Origin of the sequence: Shimia abyssi (assembly GCF_003014475.1) — a bacterium.
Taxonomy (GTDB): domain Bacteria; phylum Pseudomonadota; class Alphaproteobacteria; order Rhodobacterales; family Rhodobacteraceae; genus Shimia; species Shimia abyssi.
In genome coordinates this window covers 1-18,206 of record NZ_PYGJ01000010.1, presented here as the reverse complement: position 1 = coordinate 18,206, position 18,206 = coordinate 1, and the positions used below count along the sequence as shown (strand labels likewise).

Annotated in this window: 18 protein-coding genes; 13 read left to right on the top strand and 5 right to left on the bottom strand. The window is 57.0% G+C overall.

Going from position 1 to position 18,206, the window contains the following annotated elements; translation table 11 throughout:
• From CLV88_RS14610 to comE, 5 genes are read left to right on the top strand one after another with little or no spacing between them, the layout of a single operon-like run.
• Positions 1-996 (top strand): aldose epimerase family protein, encoded by a 996-nt coding sequence (locus CLV88_RS14610; RefSeq protein WP_106609159.1) that lies wholly within the window; start codon positions 1-3, stop codon positions 994-996.
• Positions 993-2,447, top strand: a complete 1,455-nt coding sequence (locus CLV88_RS14605) for an NAD-dependent succinate-semialdehyde dehydrogenase (protein WP_106609158.1) — start codon at positions 993-995, stop codon at positions 2,445-2,447. The genes CLV88_RS14610 and CLV88_RS14605 overlap by 4 nt, the downstream gene beginning before the upstream one ends.
• Entirely contained in the window at positions 2,444-3,367 is a 924-nt protein-coding gene (locus CLV88_RS14600) for a hydroxyacid dehydrogenase (protein ID WP_243403671.1), read from the top strand. The genes CLV88_RS14605 and CLV88_RS14600 overlap by 4 nt, the downstream gene beginning before the upstream one ends.
• Positions 3,368-3,369: 2 nt before the next feature.
• Positions 3,370-3,873 (top strand): sulfopyruvate decarboxylase subunit alpha, encoded by a 504-nt coding sequence (gene comD / locus CLV88_RS14595; RefSeq protein ID WP_106609157.1) that lies wholly within the window; start codon positions 3,370-3,372, stop codon positions 3,871-3,873.
• A gap of 2 nt (positions 3,874-3,875) precedes the next feature.
• Complete coding sequence (gene comE, locus CLV88_RS14590) at positions 3,876-4,430, top strand: sulfopyruvate decarboxylase subunit beta (RefSeq protein ID WP_106609156.1); 555 nt, start codon at positions 3,876-3,878, stop codon at positions 4,428-4,430.
• Positions 4,431-4,483: 53 nt separating this feature from the next.
• Here the strand turns inward: comE and CLV88_RS14585 are convergent, their stop codons facing one another.
• The 4 genes from CLV88_RS14585 to iolD are packed head-to-tail and all read right to left on the bottom strand — an operon-like array spanning position 4,484 to position 9,026.
• Positions 4,484-5,314 (bottom strand): class II fructose-bisphosphate aldolase, encoded by an 831-nt coding sequence (locus tag CLV88_RS14585; RefSeq protein ID WP_106609155.1) that lies wholly within the window; start codon positions 5,312-5,314, stop codon positions 4,484-4,486.
• Entirely contained in the window at positions 5,311-6,153 is an 843-nt protein-coding gene (locus tag CLV88_RS14580; RefSeq protein ID WP_106609154.1) for a 5-deoxy-glucuronate isomerase, read from the bottom strand. Before CLV88_RS14580 ends, CLV88_RS14585 begins: the two co-directional genes overlap by 4 nt.
• Positions 6,154-6,174: 21 nt before the next feature.
• Positions 6,175-7,158 (bottom strand): 5-dehydro-2-deoxygluconokinase, encoded by a 984-nt coding sequence (iolC, locus tag CLV88_RS14575; RefSeq protein WP_106609153.1) that lies wholly within the window; start codon positions 7,156-7,158, stop codon positions 6,175-6,177.
• Positions 7,158-9,026, bottom strand: a complete 1,869-nt coding sequence (iolD, locus tag CLV88_RS14570; protein ID WP_106609152.1) for a 3D-(3,5/4)-trihydroxycyclohexane-1,2-dione acylhydrolase (decyclizing) — start codon at positions 9,024-9,026, stop codon at positions 7,158-7,160. Before iolD ends, iolC begins: the two co-directional genes overlap by 1 nt.
• A gap of 148 nt (positions 9,027-9,174) precedes the next feature.
• On the opposite strand from iolD, the gene CLV88_RS14565 reads away from it, so the two are divergent.
• The 3 genes from CLV88_RS14565 (at position 9,175) to CLV88_RS14555 (ending at position 12,417) form a co-directional block, all read left to right on the top strand.
• Complete coding sequence (locus tag CLV88_RS14565; RefSeq protein WP_106609268.1) at positions 9,175-10,278, top strand: Gfo/Idh/MocA family protein; 1,104 nt, start codon at positions 9,175-9,177, stop codon at positions 10,276-10,278.
• A gap of 17 nt (positions 10,279-10,295) precedes the next feature.
• Entirely contained in the window at positions 10,296-11,189 is an 894-nt protein-coding gene (locus CLV88_RS14560; protein ID WP_106609151.1) for a TIM barrel protein, read from the top strand.
• A 94-nt stretch (positions 11,190-11,283) separates the two neighbouring features.
• Positions 11,284-12,417, top strand: a complete 1,134-nt coding sequence (locus tag CLV88_RS14555; protein WP_106609150.1) for a Gfo/Idh/MocA family protein — start codon at positions 11,284-11,286, stop codon at positions 12,415-12,417.
• A gap of 7 nt (positions 12,418-12,424) precedes the next feature.
• Here the strand turns inward: CLV88_RS14555 and CLV88_RS14550 are convergent, their stop codons facing one another.
• The gene (locus CLV88_RS14550; RefSeq protein ID WP_106609149.1) at positions 12,425-13,426 is read right to left on the bottom strand and encodes a LacI family DNA-binding transcriptional regulator; all 1,002 of its coding nucleotides are present in this window, start codon (positions 13,424-13,426) and stop codon (positions 12,425-12,427) included.
• 181 nt (positions 13,427-13,607) lie between these two features.
• Here CLV88_RS14550 and CLV88_RS14545 point away from each other — a divergent pair, with 181 nt between their 5' ends.
• From CLV88_RS14545 to CLV88_RS14525, 5 genes are all read left to right on the top strand, one after another.
• Positions 13,608-14,558: a sugar ABC transporter substrate-binding protein gene (locus CLV88_RS14545; RefSeq protein ID WP_106609148.1), complete on the top strand. Its 951-nt coding sequence runs from the start codon at positions 13,608-13,610 to the stop codon at positions 14,556-14,558.
• Between the two features lie 83 nt (positions 14,559-14,641).
• A complete protein-coding gene (locus tag CLV88_RS14540; RefSeq protein WP_106609267.1) occupies positions 14,642-15,766 on the top strand; it encodes an ABC transporter permease in 1,125 nt (374 codons plus the stop codon).
• A 1-nt stretch (position 15,767) separates the two neighbouring features.
• Positions 15,768-16,562, top strand: a complete 795-nt coding sequence (locus CLV88_RS14535; protein ID WP_106609147.1) for an ATP-binding cassette domain-containing protein — start codon at positions 15,768-15,770, stop codon at positions 16,560-16,562.
• A 206-nt stretch (positions 16,563-16,768) separates the two neighbouring features.
• Entirely contained in the window at positions 16,769-17,182 is a 414-nt protein-coding gene (locus CLV88_RS14530) for a rhodanese-like domain-containing protein (RefSeq protein ID WP_106609146.1), read from the top strand.
• Positions 17,179-18,123: an aminotransferase class IV gene (locus tag CLV88_RS14525; RefSeq protein WP_106609145.1), complete on the top strand. Its 945-nt coding sequence runs from the start codon at positions 17,179-17,181 to the stop codon at positions 18,121-18,123. The genes CLV88_RS14530 and CLV88_RS14525 overlap by 4 nt, the downstream gene beginning before the upstream one ends.
• Positions 18,124-18,206 lie beyond the last annotated feature (83 nt).

Below are 18,206 nucleotides of genomic sequence, written 5' to 3'. Positions count from 1 at the left end.
ATGCACGCATTTGGGACCATGCCAACAGGCGAAACGGTGCATCGGCTGCGGCTGGAGGGAGGAGGCCTGACGGCGCATGTGCTGACCTATGGGGCGGTGTTGCAGGACCTGAGACTGGAGGGGCATGACGCGCCGCTGGTGCTTGGGTTTCCCGAGTTTGCACCTTACCTTGACCGTTCGCCGTTTTTTGGTGCGATTGCCGGGCGTTACGCCAATCGGATTGCAGACGGGCATCTTGAGATTGACGGCGCCACGCATCAGCTGGCCTGCAATTTTCTGGGAAAGCACTGTTTGCACGGTGGGCTGGACAGCATGGGCAAACGGCTGTGGCAGGTGCAGGAACACAGCGCGTCGCATGTCGTGCTGACACATGAGTTACCGGACGGGCATATGGGGTTTCCGGGCGCGTTAACCGCACGGGTGACGATCCGGGTTCTTGATGGCGGTGTGCTGGATTTTGTGATGGAAGCCGAGACGGATGCGCCAACGCTGTGTAATTTGGCGCATCATAGTTATTTTGTGCTGGATGATGGCCGGACTATTTCTGAGCATTTGCTCAAAGTTGATACGGGGCAATATTTGCCAGTGGACGGTGAGTTGATCCCGACCGGAGAAGTCCGCGATGTTGATGGAACCAGCTTTGATTTTCGCGCGTTTGCGCGGTTGAAACAGGCCCATCCTGTGGATCACAATTTCTGTCTGTCACAGAAACGCGGCGCGATACGCCCGGTCGCATGGCTCAAGAGCCAACGTTCGGGGGTGTCTATGGAGTGCCGCACAACCGAACCGGGGCTTCAGATATATGACGGTGCGAATATCAATATTGACCTGGGAGGGCTGAGTGGAGAGCCTATGGGGGCGTATGCGGGGCTTGCGATGGAACCGCAGGTTTGGCCAGACGCCAACCATCACGCCCATTTTCCACAGGCGATATTGCGACCTGATGAGCGCTATCGCCAACACACGCAATTCGTATTTTTGAAGGAAAACACATGAGCGATTTTAACGGTTTGATGATGCAGGCCAACCTGATTGGCGGTGAATGGGTTGGCGCCGATGGAGGGGCGGAGATTGCAGTGACCAATCCTGCCACTGGCGCGGCACTGGGCAGTGTTCCCAACAGTGGCGCGGATGAAACCGAGCGCGCGATTGCCGCCGCAAGTGCGGCGTTTAAGCCATGGGCGCGTACCGGTTTGCTGGAGCGTGTCGGGCTGATGCACAAGCTGCACGATGCGCTGATGGACAACCAAGAGGCGCTGGCGCAGCTGCTGACCGCAGAACAGGGCAAGCCGCTGTTTGAAGCGCGTGGCGAGATTGCAATTGGCGCGGCCTATATCCGCTGGTTTGCCGAAGAAATCCGCCGCGCCAAAGGCGAGATCATCCCCGCGCCGATCAATGGCCGGCGGTTGATGGCGACGCGCCACCCGGTGGGTGTGGTTGGGGCGATTACGCCGTGGAATTTCCCGTCATCCATGCTGGCGCGTAAGCTGGGGCCAGCCTTGGCGGCGGGCTGCACTGTCGTGGCAAAACCCGCGACATCAACACCGTATTCCGGTCTGGTGTGGGGCAAGCTGGCCGAGGATGTCGGGTTTCCTGCTGGTGTGATCAATATCGTGACCGGCAGCGCGCGCGCCATTGGCGGAGCGATCATGGCCAGCCCAGAGGTGCGCAAGGTGACCTTCACCGGCTCTACCGAGGTGGGCAAAACACTGATCCGCCAGTCGGCAGATACGGTCAAGAAAGTGTCGATGGAGCTGGGCGGCAACGCACCGTTCCTTGTGTTTGACGATGCCGATGTGGACGCCGCCGTTGAAGGCGGCATGATCGCCAAATTCCGTAACATGGGGCAGACCTGTGTCTGTACCAACCGGTTTTACGTGCAGGCAGGCATTCACGACACCTTTGTCGAGAAGCTGCGCGAGGCGACGGCAAAACTTGTTGTTGGGGACGGAACGCAGGATGGCGTAGCGCAAGGCCCGCTGATTGATGACGGCGCGGTTGCGAAGGTTGAAGAAATGATTGCCGACGCCACGACCAAAGGCGGCGAGGTTGTGCAGGGCGGCAATCGTCACGCGCTAGGTGGAACGTTTTTTGAGCCAACCGTGATCACTGGCGCCACTGCTGACATGCAATTTGCCAAGGACGAGATTTTTGGCCCCATCGCGGCTGTCTTCAAGTTCGAATCCGAAGAAGAGGCTATTGCGGCGGCAAATGACACAGAGTTCGGGCTGGCCGCCTATGCTTATACCCGCGATCTGGGGCGGGCGTTCCGGCTGAACGAAGAACTGGACTATGGGCTGATCGGTATAAATTCGGGGCTTATCACCACCGTAGAAGCGCCGTTTGGTGGCCTTAAGGAAAGCGGTATGGGCAAGGAGGGCGGCAGCCAAGGGCTGGATGACTACCTTGAGACCAAGTACCTGTGCCTTGCGGAGTTGGGCGGTTGATACTGGTCACAGAATTCATGGACGAGGCGTCGGTCGTGCGGATGGCGGACGCCTTTCCAACGCAATACGCGCCGGAGTTGGCCGATGCCCAAGGCGATATACCGGCGAGGATGGCCGGTGTCCGGGTGCTGATCGTGCGCAACAGAACACAGGTGACACGGGCGCTGCTTGCCGCAGCGCCGGATTTGCAGATGGTTGGCCGGCTTGGTGTTGGGCTTGATAACATCGACCTTGCAGCCTGCAAGGAGGCTGGTGTTGCCGTGTGTCCAGCTGTGGGCGCCAATACGCTTTCGGTGGCCGAATACGTTGTGACCAACGCTGCAATCCTGTTGCGCAATGCCTATCAGGCCAAGGCGCAGATGCTGGCGGGCGCCTGGCCGCGCGCCGCATGTTCCGGGCGAGAGGTTGCCGGGCGCACATTAGGGTTGATCGGGTTTGGCGAGATTGCACAAGCAACGGCGGATATGGCGCATAATCTGGGAATGCGGACCTGTGCACATGATCCGTTTGTCCCATCAGACAGCCCGCTTTGGTCCAAGACCAAGAATGTGTCGCTGGAAGATATGTATGCATGTGCGGATGTGATCAGCCTGCACGTCCCGTTGACGGATGGCACCCGCCATCTGATCAACGCCGAAGCGCTGGGGCAGATGCGTGATGATGCGGTGTTGATCAATGCAGCGCGCGGGGGCGTCGTGGATGAAGCGGCGCTGGCCGATGCGCTGCGACAGGGCGGCATTGCTGGTGCTGCGCTGGACGTGTTTGAGACCGAACCTTTGACAGCAAAGGCGGCGGCGAAATTCGCCGAACTGCCCAACCTGATCCTGACCCCGCATATTGCGGGCGTGACGCAGGACAGCAACGTTCGGGTCAGCGAGATGATCGCAGACCTGACCCTCAAGACTTTATCGCAGGAGTGAACATGGCCAAGGACATAGACAGGCGGATCGTATCCGACCTAACCGAAAAGGGCGTTAACTTTATCACCACGGTGCCGTGCAAGCAGCTGGCCGGGGTGATCGAAGTTCTTGAAGAGTCGCCCGATATTCATCACGTGCCATCAAACAAAGAAGACGAGGGCATGGGCCTGTGCGCCGGTGCCTTTATGGGCGGCAAAAAGCCCGCGATCATCATGCAGAACACCGCGTTGGGCGTGACAATCAACACATTGGCGACGTTGATCCAGTATTACCGGATGCCTTTGCCGATGCTGATCTCCTATCGCGGAGAGCTGGGCGAACCGGTGGCGTGTCAGGTGGAGATGGCGGTGCACACCAAGGCGCTTTTGGCGCAGATGAACATCCCGACCTATCATTTCCATAAACGTGACGATGTCGAGGAGCTGGGTAAGATCATCGACTATACGTTCATGTGCAACAAACCGGTCGCAATCCTGACGGATGCGTCATTCTGGGGAGGGTACTGATCATGATCCGCTCTGAAATACTTAAAGAAATCGCACCGATCCTGCGGGATCAGTTGGTGGTCTGTAATATCGGCATTCCCAGCCAAGAGCTGCACGCCATCGACGATCAGCCAACCAACTTTTACATGTTGGGCACAATGGGACTGGCCTCATCAATCGGGTTGGGGCTGGCCTTGGCACAACCCAAGAAAGTGATCGCGATTGACGGGGATGGGTCTGTGTTGACCAACCTTGGCACGTTGCCGACCATTGCGAACAATGTGGCAAATAACTTCATTTTGATGATTGTGGATAATGGTTCATACGGGTCGACCGGAGATCAACCGACTTATGCGGGCATGAAAACATCGCTTGCCAAAGTGGCCGAGGCGTGTGGGTGCGAGAATGTGGTCGAGTGCGCAGCGGAGGACACAGGACGGGTGCTGCAAGAGGCGTTGGATGGCGATCAAATGACGATCATCGTCTGCAAATGCGAGAGCGGTAATGCCAAGATGCCGGTGATTACCATGGATCCTGTGGTGATCCGCGATCGTTTCATGACAGAAGTTGCCAAGTAATGGCGGTTTGGGCGCGGGTTTGACCCGCGCCCAGAACTCTTAGGGTCCTGACCCTAGCCTTTTTGAAAGGCGCGCAGAACCGTGCGGGTCGCGGCGACCAACGGGTCATGGGTGTCTTTCAGGATTTGCACGCGGTCGAACCGGTCAGGATCGGCATTGACCGAAGTGCGTAGCGCAGAACCAAAGGCCATGCGCAGTTCGGTACCGATGTTGAATTTACAGATACTGGACTGCTGCGCCAATGAGGTGCGCTGAGCGACCGGCACGCCAGAGCCGCCGTGGATGACCAGCGGAATGTCGGTCATTGCTTCGATGGCACGGATGCGCGCCTCGTCCAGGCCGCCTTCTTTGTTTTGCTGCAAATGGACGTTGCCTACGGAAATGGCCATCGCGTCGACGCCGGTTTCGCGGGCAAAACGGGCGGCTTCTTCGGGGTCGGTTCCTGCGGAACCCTCGCCGCCGGAATAGCCAACAAATCCAATCTCACCCTCGCAAGATACCCCCGCTGTATGGGCCATTTCAACGATGGCGGCTGTGTTGGCGATGTTCTTGTCAATCGCCTCGCGAGAGCCGTCAAACATAACGGAGGTAAAGCCGCTGTCGATGGCTTCGTGGCATTCTTCGGGCGTGTAGCCATGATCAAGATGGGCCACGACCGGGACGGATGCGTTTTCAGCAAGGTGCGTGAACATCTTGCCCAACACAGACAACGGTGTATGTGCACGGCACGAGGGACCAGCCTGTAGAATGACGGGCACATTTTCGGCCTCGGCGGCGGCTACATAGGCACGCATGTCTTCCCAGCCAAGTGTCACAAGACCAGCCACGGCGTAACCATCCTTCAACGCGGGTTGAAGGACATCTTTCAAAGTCACCAAACTCATTTGAACTTTGCCACCATGTCCATGATGCCGGGAATTGTGTGCAATTGTTCGGCATGTGTGGGTTGGAAATATTGCTTCAGGCTGCGTTGGCTCAAACCGCCCAGAATGGTGAAATAGTACATCTCATAGCCGGGCAGGACCGCACAGGGGTGATATCCCTTGTCGATGCAAATCGTGGAGCCATCCACGATGTGATAGGCATCGCCGGGCTTGTTATCTTCGCGTTGCAGCATTTGCAGGCCGGAACCGTAATTTGGGCGGAATCGGAAGTTATAGGTTTCGTCGTGGCGGGTTTCTTCGGGCAAGCGGTCTGTGTCGTGCTTGTGGCTGGGAAATCCGGACCAGCCCCCTTGGCCAACTGTGAACAGCTCACTGACCAAAAGGCGGCCTACTTTGTCGTGGTGCTTTGCGCCAAGGATGTGTTTGATTTTGCGGTGGGTTTTGGTGTCATCTGATCCGTATTGCACAAGATCAAGCGCATCGGCGCGCACGTCGAATGGCTCTAGCACCTTGTCATATTTCGCCCCGGCAATGAAGGTTTCCGTGGCCTCAGATTTGCAAGTCAGGCGCACGGTGGCTCCGACCGGCACGTAGACACCTTCGGGGTCGCCGTCCCAGACATCGACGGTGCGGTTGCCAATTCCTGTGTAAACTGCGCCTTCGACATCGACGTCAACGGTGCCCGTGGCTGGAACAATACAGGTTTCATAGCCTGGCACGCTGTATTCGAACACCTCACCTTGCTTGAGTTTGACGATGTTGAAATAGGTCAGCGGCACCAGATCGTGGTCAGCATCCACGATGGCCTGGTTTTGGTTATCGTAAGGCGCAATATGCATTGTGCAGTCCTTTCTGGCGGCTCAAGCGTCGCTTGGGCCGGAGTGAGAAGCGAGAAATGCCTCAAGTTCATTGGTGGTGGGCATGGCCGGAGCACAGCCGGGTTGCGACACGACAATCGACGCGCAGGCCGAGCCGCGTAAAACGGCGTCGCGCAGATCATGTCCGTTGGCCAGTGAAGCCAAAAGGCCAGCCATGAAGCTGTCGCCAGCACCATTGGGTTTTACAGCAGTCACGGGGTAGATTCCGGTGCGAATTTCTTTACCGTCGGCAAAGGTAACGGCCCCTTCGTGACCCATTTTGTAGATCACGATGCGGCCCGGTTTTGACGCCAGTTCGCGCGCTTTCTCCAAGCCTTTTTCGATGCCGCCCGCCATAAAGCCGAACTCTTCATCATTGCCAACGATCAGGTCGCTTTGATCGCCCGCGCGCGAAAGTACGTCGGATGCGACCTCGGGCGACGGCCACGAGTATGGGCGATAGTCGATGTCAAAGATCACCGGCAGGCCCGCCTTGCGTGCGTTTTCAAAGGCCCGAAACGTTGAGCCGCGCGAAGGTTCGGCGGCAAACACGGTTCCGGCGGAAATCAGAGCGCTGAAATTGGCGTAATCAACAGCGTCGACATCCGCGTCGGTCACTTGGAAATCGGCGGCGCCATTCCGGTAGATGACATTCTGGAAATCTTCGATACAGCTTTCGTAAACGGCAAGGGATGTTCGGAATTCGCCAGCAATTGAGCGCACATAGCGAGTGTCGACACCGTAGTGATTTAGCCGATTGATACAGAACCGCCCGACGGCGTCGTCCGAGACTGACGTCACCAGCGCGCTGGTGCTGCCCAGCTTGCACAGGCCTGCGCAGATATTGGCGGAAGACCCGCCAAGGTCTGAGCGGAATTGTTCAGCATTTTCGCTTTTGGTGCCGACCGGGTCAGCAAACATATCCATGCCCGCCCGCCCGAACACGGCAAAGCGGTTCTTGCGAATGCCTTCGAGTAGGGCGCTCATCACACACCCCGTCGCTGTTTGGAGCGGGAAGATTCCCAGTCGACATGCGCTTTGCGCACGTTTTCATCGTCGGTGATGTGTGGTGTGCCCACCTCCCACCATGCGTGACCTTCGGTTGTCCAGCCATCGTAGGGATCAACGTCCATAACAATGACGTAGGTTTTGTCAGAAGCCTTGGCGCGTTTGAACGCGTCTTCCAGCTCGGCTGGGTTTGCGACGCGTTCGGTTGCGGCGCCCATGGCGGCGGCGTGGGCTTCGAAATCGACGGCAAAGGGTTCAGCGATGGTCGGGCAATCGGCCAGCAGGTTGTTAAAGCTCTCGTTGCCGGTGTTGTTTTGCAGCTTGTTGATAACCGCGAACCCGCCATTGTCCAGAACCAGCACAATCATCTTCTTTTGGCTGAGGACAGACGAATAGATGTCGCTATTCATCATCATGTAAGAGCCATCACCGCAGAATGTGATGGTGTCGCGATCTGGTTCACGTTCGGCCTGGGCAATTCTGGCACCCCATGCGCCCGAAATTTCGTAACCCATGCAAGAGAACCCGAATTCAACGTCAACTGTGCCGATGTCCAAAGTGCGCCAGTTTGCGGTAACTTCGGCAGGCAGACCGCCCGCTGCAGCGACCACCCTGTCACGGGAATCGCAGAGTTTGTTCACCACTCCGATGGCTTGTGCATAGGAGTTGGGGCGATTGCCATAAGCGACATTGTCGGCAACATAGCTGACCCACTTGGTGCGCTCTGCCTTGGCAAATGTGACCCATTCGGATGGGGTGTCGTAATCAAGGGCGTGCGCCAAAGCGGCAAGCGACATTTTGGCGTCGCCGACAACTGGCAATGACATGTGTTTGCCCGCATCGTGACGGGCCGCGTTGACTGAGACAAATTTGGCGTCTTTGGCAAATGCAGTCCATGATCCGGTGGTAAAGTCCTGAAGGCGGGTGCCGACGGCCAGAATAACGTCGGCCTTTTCGGCAATGGCATTGGCCGAATCCGATCCGGTCACGCCGATCGGCCCAATATTGAGCGGATGCGTGTCGAGCATGTTGGCGCGTCCGGCGATTGTTTCGACAACCGGGATTTGGTGCGCTTCTGCAAAAGCGGTGAGCTCGGCCGTAGCGCGCGAATATTGAACCCCGCCACCCGCAATGATCATCGGCCGCTGAGCTGACTTGAGCAGTGCAACGGCATCAGCGATTTCGCTCTCATCCGGGGACTGGCGTCGAATGCGGTGCACTTTTTTCTCAAAGAAAACCGTTGGGTAATCGTAGGTCCATCCTTGTACATCTTGCGGCAGCCCAAGGAATGCCGGGCCGCAATCAGCCGGATCAAGCATTGTGGCAAGCGCGTTTGGCAGCGATTGCAGGATCTGCGCCGGGTGGCAGATGCGATCCCAATAGCGGACCACCGGCTTGAACGCGTCATTCACACCAAAAGTTGGATCGTTGTAATTCTCCATCTGCTGCAAAACCGGGTCAGGCAGACGCGTCAGGAACGTGTCACCACACAAAAGCAGCATCGGCAGACGGTTGGCATGTGCCAAGGCCGCGCTGGTCAGCAGGTTAGACGTACCGGGCCCTGCGCTGGCGGTGCAGAACATGAATCGCTGCCGCAGCCATTGCTTGGAATAGCCAGCCGCGGCAAAACCCATGCTTTGCTCGTTTTGTCCGCGATAGAGCGGCAGTTCATCCTGAACACCGTGCAGAGCTTCGCCAAGGCAGGTTACGTTGCCATGCCCGAAGATTCCAAATCCTCCTCCGCATACGCGCATCTCCTTGCCATCCACTTCGATGAACTGATTGGATAGCCAACGAATGATGGCCTGAGCAGTCGTTAGGGTGATCGTTTCGCTGGTTGTCGTCATGGTGGCCAAAACCTTTCGTGGGCATGCGGCGATATCGAAAGAGACTTGCAGCCTCTCGATTCTCAGGATACTAATTTTGCAACCGGTTGCAAATTGAAAATCACAACTTGAGAATCGGTAGCCAAATTGGTGTTCGGAGGAAACTGTGGTGGCAAAGGTCGGTATAGGCATCGTTGGCGGTGGTTACATGGGCAAAGCCCATGCTGTTGCCATGTCTGCTGTGGGGGCCGTGTTCAATACGAATTTGCGCCCAAGCCTGGAAATGGTTTGTGCTACAAGCAAGGCGTCGGCAGAGCGCTACCGGGTGGCCTATGGGTTTCACCGCGCGACGCATGATTGGCGTGTTTTAGTGAACGACCCTTCGGTTGAGGCTGTTGTGATCGCATCGCCACAAGAGACACATCTGGAAATCGCTGAGGCCGCGATGCGGCTGGGCAAGCCGGTTTTGTGTGAAAAACCGCTGGGGGCGTCAATCGAAGATGGCGCACGGATGGTGGAGCTGGCCGAGACCCATGGTGTCGCCAATATGGTTGGGTTCAACTACATTCGTACCCCTGCCAGCCAGTTTGCGCGCAAGTTGATTGCGGATGGTGAGATTGGCGATGTGACCTGGTTTCGCGGAGAACATACCGAAGATTTCCTGGCAGATCCCGAAACGCCTGCGAACTGGCGTACGACCGGGCAGGCCAATGGCACAATGGGCGATTTGGCCCCGCATATGGTGAATGCAGCATTGGCGCTGATTGGACCGATTGATCGATTGATCGCAGAGGTGGAGACCGTTCACAGCACCCGTCCGGGTGGGGATGTGACCAATGACGATCATGGGCAATTCATGTGCCGGTTCGAAAATGGCGCGATGGGGCAGCTATATTTCAGCCGCGTCGCGCATGGGCGCAAGATGGGCTATGCCTATGAAATCACGGGAACAAAAGGCGCCATTCGATTTGATCAGGAAGATCAGAACGCGATTTGGGTTTATCGATCACACGGGGATGAGGCGACGCGCGGGTTTGTCAAAGTGCTGACCGGGCCGGCGCATCCGGACTATTTACCGTTCTGTCAGGGACCCGGTCATGGAACCGGGTATCAGGATCAAATTATCATCGAGGCGCGGGATTTCCTGTTGGCCATTGAGACCGGACAACCGGTTTGGCCCACCTTTCGGGATGGGCATGACGTGAACCGGGTAATTGCCGCGGCGATGCAATCGTCGCGCGACAAGATGTGGAAAAACGTCAGTCATTTCTGACGGTTGGAGAAAAAGCCATGGCAATCAGAATTGGGAATGCCCCATGTAGTTGGGGTGTGGAGTTTGCAAATGATCCTCGTAATCCGAGTTGGCGATCCGTTTTGCGGGACTGCGCAGCGGCGGGATACAAGGGCATTGAGCTGGGCCCTGTGGGGTTCATGCCCGAGGACCCAGTAGAGCTGGGTGAGGGGCTGGCGCAGCATGATCTGGAGCTGATTGGCGGCGTTGTTTTTCGCCCGTTTCATGACGCTGAGAAATGGGATGAGGTTTTGGACGCGACGCACAGAACCTGTCGTTCACTGTCCGCGCATGGCGCACAACACCTTGTTTTAATTGACTCAATCAGCGAACGAAGGGCGCCGACAGCGGGGCGTGCAAGCGAGGCCGAGCAGATGGAAACGGCCGAATGGAATGCCTATCGGGATCGGATTGCGACGGCGGCAAGGATTGGGACCGAGGAGTATGGATTGACCGTGGGCATCCACGCTCATGCGGCGGGGTTTATGGATTTTGAGCCAGAGTTGGAACGGCTGTTGGATGAAGTGGATGAGAAGATCATGAAGATCTGCTTTGACACCGGGCACCATTCCTACGCCGGGTTTGATCCTGTGGCCTTTATGAAACGGCATATTGGGAGAATTTCTTATATGCATTTCAAAGACATAAACCCAAGGATCAAGGCAGAGGTCATTGAAAACCGGACCGGGTTCTATGACGCTTGCGGGCAAGGAATTTTTTGTAATCTGGGCGATGGGGATGTCAATTTTTCAGCGGTGCGCGACGTTCTGTTAGAGGCAAATTTCCAAGGATGGTGCACGGTAGAACAGGATTGTGACCCGCTGTTGGACCCCGATCCGTTGGGGGATGCACGCCTGAACCGAGAGTATCTTGAAGGGATCGGATTTGCGTAAAATGCGACGTCGGTATTACGTCGGTATTACGTCGGTATTGCGTCTGTGCCGTTTTGCGGTCGACGGGTGCCTGTGACACGAGAAGGATGTTGGCATGAAGAAGCTGAAATGGGGAATGATCGGTGGCGGTGAAGGCAGCCAGATCGGACCAGCGCACAGGTTGGGTGCGCTTGCGGACGGGCATTTTGAATTAGCTGCCGGGGCGCTGGATCATCGCCCGGAGGTTGGGCGAGAGTATGCGCAGCGGCTGGGCGTGGCGGCTGACCGGGCCTATGGCGGCTGGGAGGACATGCTAGCCGGAGAGCAGGGTCGCGAGGATCGCGTTGATCTGGTGACGGTTGCGACTCCGAATTCGACACATTTTGAGATTACCAAATCGTTCCTTGAGGCCGGGTTCAACGTGCTGTGCGAAAAGCCGATGACAATGACCGTTGAGGAAGGCGAAGAGATTGTGCGCGTGGCCGAATCCACCGGCAAAATCTGTGCGGTGAACTATTGCTACTCGGCCTATCCAATGGTGCGTCAGGCACGGGCTATGGTGCGGACGGGTGAGATCGGCAAAGTGCGGCTGGTGGTGACAAACTTTAGTCACGGACATCATGGAGACGCGACAGATGCGGATAATCCGCGTGTGCGCTGGCGCTATGACCCCAAGATGGCAGGTGTGTCCGGGCAGTTTGCCGATTGCGGCATTCATGCGTTGCACATGGCCAGCTTCGTCTGTGATGACGAGGTGAAAACTCTGTCTGCCGACTTTGCGTCGACGATTGCCAGCCGAGAGTTGGAAGACGACGCAATGGTCAATTTCCGTATGGATGGCGGCACGGTTGGGCGGCTCTGGACATCATCCGTGGCGATTGGGCGTCAGCATGGGTTTGATATCCAGATATTTGGCGAGACCGGCGGTTTGCGCTGGGCGTCTGAACAGCCGAACCAGTTGATTTATACACCGGTGGGCGGTCGCACGCAGATCATTGAAAAGGGAGAAGGCGGGCTGAGTGCGGATGCGGAGCGTTTGTCGCGCGTTGCAATTGCGCACCCAGAGGGCTTCCCGCTGGCAGTGGCCAATATCTATTGCGATCTCGCGGATGCGATTCGCGGCGAGATCCGTGATGGGTTGCCCAATGCGGCGGATGGTGTGCGGTCGATGGCGGCGGTTCATGCAGCTGTCGCATCATCCAACGACAATGGCGCGTGGGTTGATGCGCGTCCGTCGATCTTTCGCTGAACTGAAATTAAGGAGCGGGGCGCAACGTGCCCCGGTCCACCACTGAGCAGGGGAAAATCCGCGCCTCGGGGAACCTGTCGGGTTCGTCGAGCATGGCAACGACCAATTCCACCGAAGAGGTGACAATCTGGCTGATCGGCTGGTGAACGGTCGTGAGGTCGATATTCTCCCAGCGGGACATTTCCATGTCGTTTAGCCCAATGATTCCAATGTCATCAGGTACTTTCAATCCGCGATCACAGACTGCGGAAAGTGCCCCGATAGACAAGACATCATCCCCGCAGAAGTACGCCTGCGCGGGTTTGCCCGCGTCTAGCAGACGGAGCATTTCGCGGCGCCCGGCCTCAAACGAATAGGCGTCGGCAAAACTGTGGCTGACGTTCATTGATGGGTACTCAGAGAGCTGCCAGAGGAACCCTTTTTGGCGATCCTGGGTCGAGGTCGCGTTTTCTGGACCACCAAGAAAGGCAACGTCAGTATACCCCCGCTCGTACAACGTGCGCGCAACCATGCGCCCACATTCGACGTTGTCGATGCCAACGACGTGCACTTTTGGGTTGGCAGATTGACGGCCAAAGGAGTGCACAACGGGCATTTTGGCATCGCGGAATGCCTCGGCAAATTCCGGGGGCAGGGTGGAAGATGCCACCACCACGCCATCTACGCTGTATTGGCGCAACATGCGGACCGAGTTTTCCGGATCGACCTCGTCTGTGAGGTTCACAAGAAGGGGGCGCAAGCCGCGTTCCTGAAGGCCGCGTGTAAAGAGATCAAAGACTTGTAGGAAGATCGGGTTGTGAAAGTTGTTCGAGATCAGGCCGATCATCTTGGTGCGGCCTGTGGTCAGCGAAGAGGCCAGCGCGTTGGGACTGTAACCCAGTTCCTTGGCCGCTTTTTCAACCTTGCGCCGCATCTTCTCAGAGACCGAAGCACCATCGGTGAACGTGCGTGACACGGCCGACCGCGAGACACCCGCACGTTGGGCCACTTCTTTGAGTGTGATCGACATTCGGTTGGCTGCTCCCATGGCTGGCTGTGACAATTTGCGAGGTTTACCGCAGGCTTGTGAAAAATAGGAGAGCATAATTTGCAACCGGTTGCAATATGGGTCGCGATGTGCTTAGTTTTGAGTCGAAGGGTGGAGAGATTCCGATCTCTCGCCTTGACCGGAGACTTTAGGGAGGAAAAGTATGCAATCAATTTTCAAGAAGGCCGCACTGGCCGCGGCAGTTATTGTAACGCCGCTGATGGCGGCAACTGTGGCGTCTGCTGAGGGCGAGAAATATATCCTCGTCAGCCACGCACCCGACAGCGACAGCTGGTGGAACACCATCAAGAACGGCATCGCGCTTGCGGGCGAGCAGATGGGTGTTGAGGTCGAATACCGCAACCCGCCCACCGGCGATTTGGCCGACATGGCGCGTATCATCGAGCAGGCGGCAGCGTCTGGGCCAAACGGCATCATCACCACGCTGAGCGACTATGACGTTCTGTCCGGCCCCATTCAGGCGGCGGTTGATTCCGGTGTTGATGTGATCATCATGAACTCAGGCACCCCTGAGCAGGCACGCGAAGTAGGCGCGCTGATGTATGTGGGTCAGCCCGAATATGATGCTGGCCATGCGGCTGGTCTGCGTGCAAAGGGTGACGGCGTTGGATCGTTCCTCTGCGTGAACCACTATATCTCGTCGCCATCGTCGACCGAGCGTTGCCAGGGCTTCGCGGATGGTCTGGGTATTGATCTGGCCAACCAGATGATCGACTCGGGTCAGGATCCATCGGAAATCAAGAACAAGGTTCTGGCGTATCTGTCAGCTAATCCTGATACAGACGCCGTTCTGACGCTTGGCCCGACATCTGCTGATCCAACCCTGTTGGCGCTGGATGAAAACGGCATGGCCGGTGACATCTATTTCGGCACCTTCGATCTGGGTGAAGAAATCGTCAAAGGCATTAAGGCGGGCACCATTAACTGGGGCATCGACCAGCAGCCGTTCCTGCAGGCATACCTGCCGGTTGTGGTTATGACCAACTATCACCGCTACGGCGTTCTGCCGGGTAACAACATCAACTCTGGCCCTGGGTTTGTGACTGCTGATGGTCTGACCCTGGTCGAGAAGTATGCCGGCGAATATCGCTGATTAATGTTGTGGGCGGCTGGCACGTGCTGGCCGCCCCTTCTTTTTTCGCTACCCCAATCCAAACTTAATCGAGGTCCATGACCATGTCTGACGCACCTAATGCGGCGGCAGGCGGTGACGAGCGTATTAAACAACGCTCTAAGTTCCGCGAAGCCATGATCCGCCCTGAACTCGGCGGCATTGTGGGCACCGCCATTGTATTCGCTCTTTTCCTTCTTTTCGCCTTTGACTCGGGCATGTTCAACAGCCAGGGCATTATGAACTGGAGCCAGGTTTCGGCCCAATTCATGATTATCGCAGTGGGTGCCTGTTTGTTGATGATTGCGGGCGAGTTTGACCTGTCGGTCGGGTCGATGATCGGCTTTGCGGGCATGATGATCGCAATCTTCTCGGTCACGTTGGGCTGGCCGGTGTGGATGGCCATTATCACGGCCTTTATCCTGTGCATCGCGCTGGGCGCGTTGAACGGGTTCATCGTGATCCGCACAGGTTTGCCAAGCTTCATCGTGACGCTGGCGTTCCTGTTCATTCTACGCGGGTTTACGATTTATTTCCCACAGACGATCGAACGCAAGACGATCATTGGCGGCATCAAGGATGTTTCCGAAGGTGATTGGCTGGCAGCGGTGTTTGGCGGCAAGATCCTGACCGGATTTTTCCAGTGGATGGGTGACGCCGGGATTATCGCGGTGTTTGAGCGCGGATCGCGGGCCGGGCAACCAGTTGTTGACGGCGTGCCGATGCTGATCGTTTGGGCGCTGATACTGGTGGTGTTGGGTCATATTCTGTTGACCAAGACCAAATTCGGCAACTGGATCTTTGCCTCGGGTGGCGACGCAGAAGCAGCGCGCAACTCGGGTGTGCCAGTGAACCGCGTCAAAATCCTGATGTTCATGTTCACCGCGTTCTGCGCCTGTGTGTTTGCAACCTGTCAGGTGATGGAGTTCGGCTCTGCCGGGGCGGACCGTGGTTTGCTCAAGGAATTTGAGGCGATCATTGCGGTTGTGATCGGTGGCGCGCTTTTGACGGGCGGATATGGCTCTGTCATTGGGGCGGCGCTGGGGGCGTTGATCTTTGGTGTGGTGCAGCAGGGTCTGTTCTTTGCCGGGGTCGAAAGTTCGCTCTTTAGGGTGTTCCTTGGGGTGATCCTGCTCGGTGCTGTGATCCTGAACACGTATATCCGTCGCATCATTACGGGGGAGCGTTGATATGAACTCTCGTACAGAACATGCGCCCATCATTCAGATGAAGAACATCGAAAAGCATTTTGGCAGCGTGATTGCGCTGGCTGGGGTGTCGGTCGAGGTGTATCCCGGCGAATGTCATTGCCTGTTGGGTGATAACGGTGCCGGAAAATCGACCTTTATCAAAACGATGTCTGGTGTGCACAAACCCACCCATGGCGAAATCCATTTCGAAGGTCAGGAGATGCATTTTGCAGATCCCCGGGATGCGATTTCGGCGGGGATTGCAACCGTGCACCAGCATTTGGCGATGATCCCGCTGATGTCTGTCAGCCGTAACTTTTTTATGGGCAATGAGCCGACCAAGAAAGTGGCTGGCATGTCGTTCTTTGATCATGAAAAGGCCAACCGGGTCACCATGGAAGAGATGCGCAAGATGGGCATCAACCTGCGGGGGCCGGATCAGGCGGTCGGGACTTTGTCGGGCGGTGAGCGTCAAACGGTTGCCATTGCCCGTGCGGTTCATTTTGGCGCGAAAGTGCTGATTTTGGACGAGCCGACCTCGGCCCTTGGTGTGCGTCAGACCGCGAACGTGCTGGCGACCATCGACAAGGTGCGCAAGCAGGGGATCGCGGTAGTCTTCATCACACACAACGTACGCCACGCGATGGCCGTGGGAGATCGCTTTACCGTGCTGAACCGTGGCAAAACGCTGGGCACCGCGCAACGCGGGCAGATCACGCCAGAAGAGTTGCAGGATCTGATGGCCGGTGGTCAGGAGCTGGTTGCGCTTGAGGGGAGCCTCGGCGGAACTGTCTGATCTGACGTATTTGATTAAATGACACCGCGCCGGAGTGATCTGGGGCGGTGTTTTTTGTTTTGGTCGCGATTTGGCAACGAGGAAGGCCCGCGTGTTCAACGCCTGCAAAATGTGAGGTCGAGCTTGATGGTGCGATTGAATGGCGTCACTACTTTGGGTGGCGGGATTGAATTGATGTGACCGCGCAGACGGCAAAAGGGGGGCAGATGCCAAAATTGAGGACTTCGGTCAAAGAGATGGTCAGCGCCGCACGAGCGCGGATCGAAGAGGTGGAAACGCCGGACATGATCGCAATGCTGGACGACCCGTCGGTTTTGGTTGTTGATCTGCGCGACGTGCGGGAACGCCAGAAACTGGGTTATATCCCCGGCAGTTTCCACTGTCCGCGCGGGATGCTGGAGTTCTGGGTTGATCCCGAGAGCCCATATTTCAAGCCAATCTTTGGCGAGGACCGCAAATTTGTCTTCCATTGCGCGTCTGGCTGGCGCTCGGCACTTTCGGTGGCGTTGCTGCAGGACATGGGGTTTGAGGCAGCGCATTTGAAAGAGGGATTTTCGACGTGGGAGAAGCAGGGTGGGCCCGTTGAAATCCCTTCTGCGTCAAGGGGGGAGGGTGCATGATCGAACTGGGCCAGACGACCCATGACGCAGAGGCGGATGCACGCAACGACGATCTGTTGATCTATGTGAACGGCGAGATCGTGCACAAGGACGCGGCCAAGGTGTCGGTCTATGACAGCGGTTTCATGCTGGGCGACGGCATGTGGGAGGGGATGCGACTGTACGATGGGTGTTGGGCGTTTTTTGACGAGCACATGGACCGGCTGTTCAATTCGCTGAAATCGGTGTCGCTAGAGATTGACATGGGGCCTGCGGATATTCGCGACATTCTGAACCGCACGGCAGCGGCGAATGGCATGACAGGCGATGCACATTGCCGTCTGATGATCACGCGCGGCCGCAAGGCCAAGCCGTTTCAGCACCCCAGCCTGTCGCGCTTCGGGCCGACTATCGTGGCGATTGTTGAGCATTCCAAACCGGCAGAAAACGTGCAGGCCAAGGGGATCAGGCTGGCCACGGTGCCACAGGTGCGCGGGCTGCCGACCAGTCAGGATGCCAAGTTCAACAGCCATTCCAAGCTGAACTGTGTGATTGCCTGTTTACAGGCCGAACAGGCAGGGGCCGATGAGGCGCTGATGCTGGATCCGCATGGATTTGTGAACACGACCAACGCCTGCAATTTCTTCATCGTGCGCCGGGGCGAGGTTTGGACCTCGACCGGGGATTATTGCATGAATGGCGTGACGCGCCAGAAGGTGATCGATCTGTGCCGGGAAAACGACATTCCGGTGCGCGAAAAGAACTATTCGCTATACGAGGCCTATGGCGCGGATGAGGCGTTTCTTACCGGAACGTTTGGCGCGCAGACACCGGTGGCCGAGATTGACGGCAAGGTGATCGGCAGCACATCGGGCGCGGGTCCAATGACGCTGCGCTTAAGGGCGCTCTATAAGGCGCTGGTTGCGGCGGACGTGGCAGCGCAGAAAACACCCCTTATTTGATTCTTTTTCCTGTATTTTTGTTGAATAGGTATGTTCTTTTTGTTGGGATATTGATTGCGGTTTTGTTTCCTTGTTTTGATCTT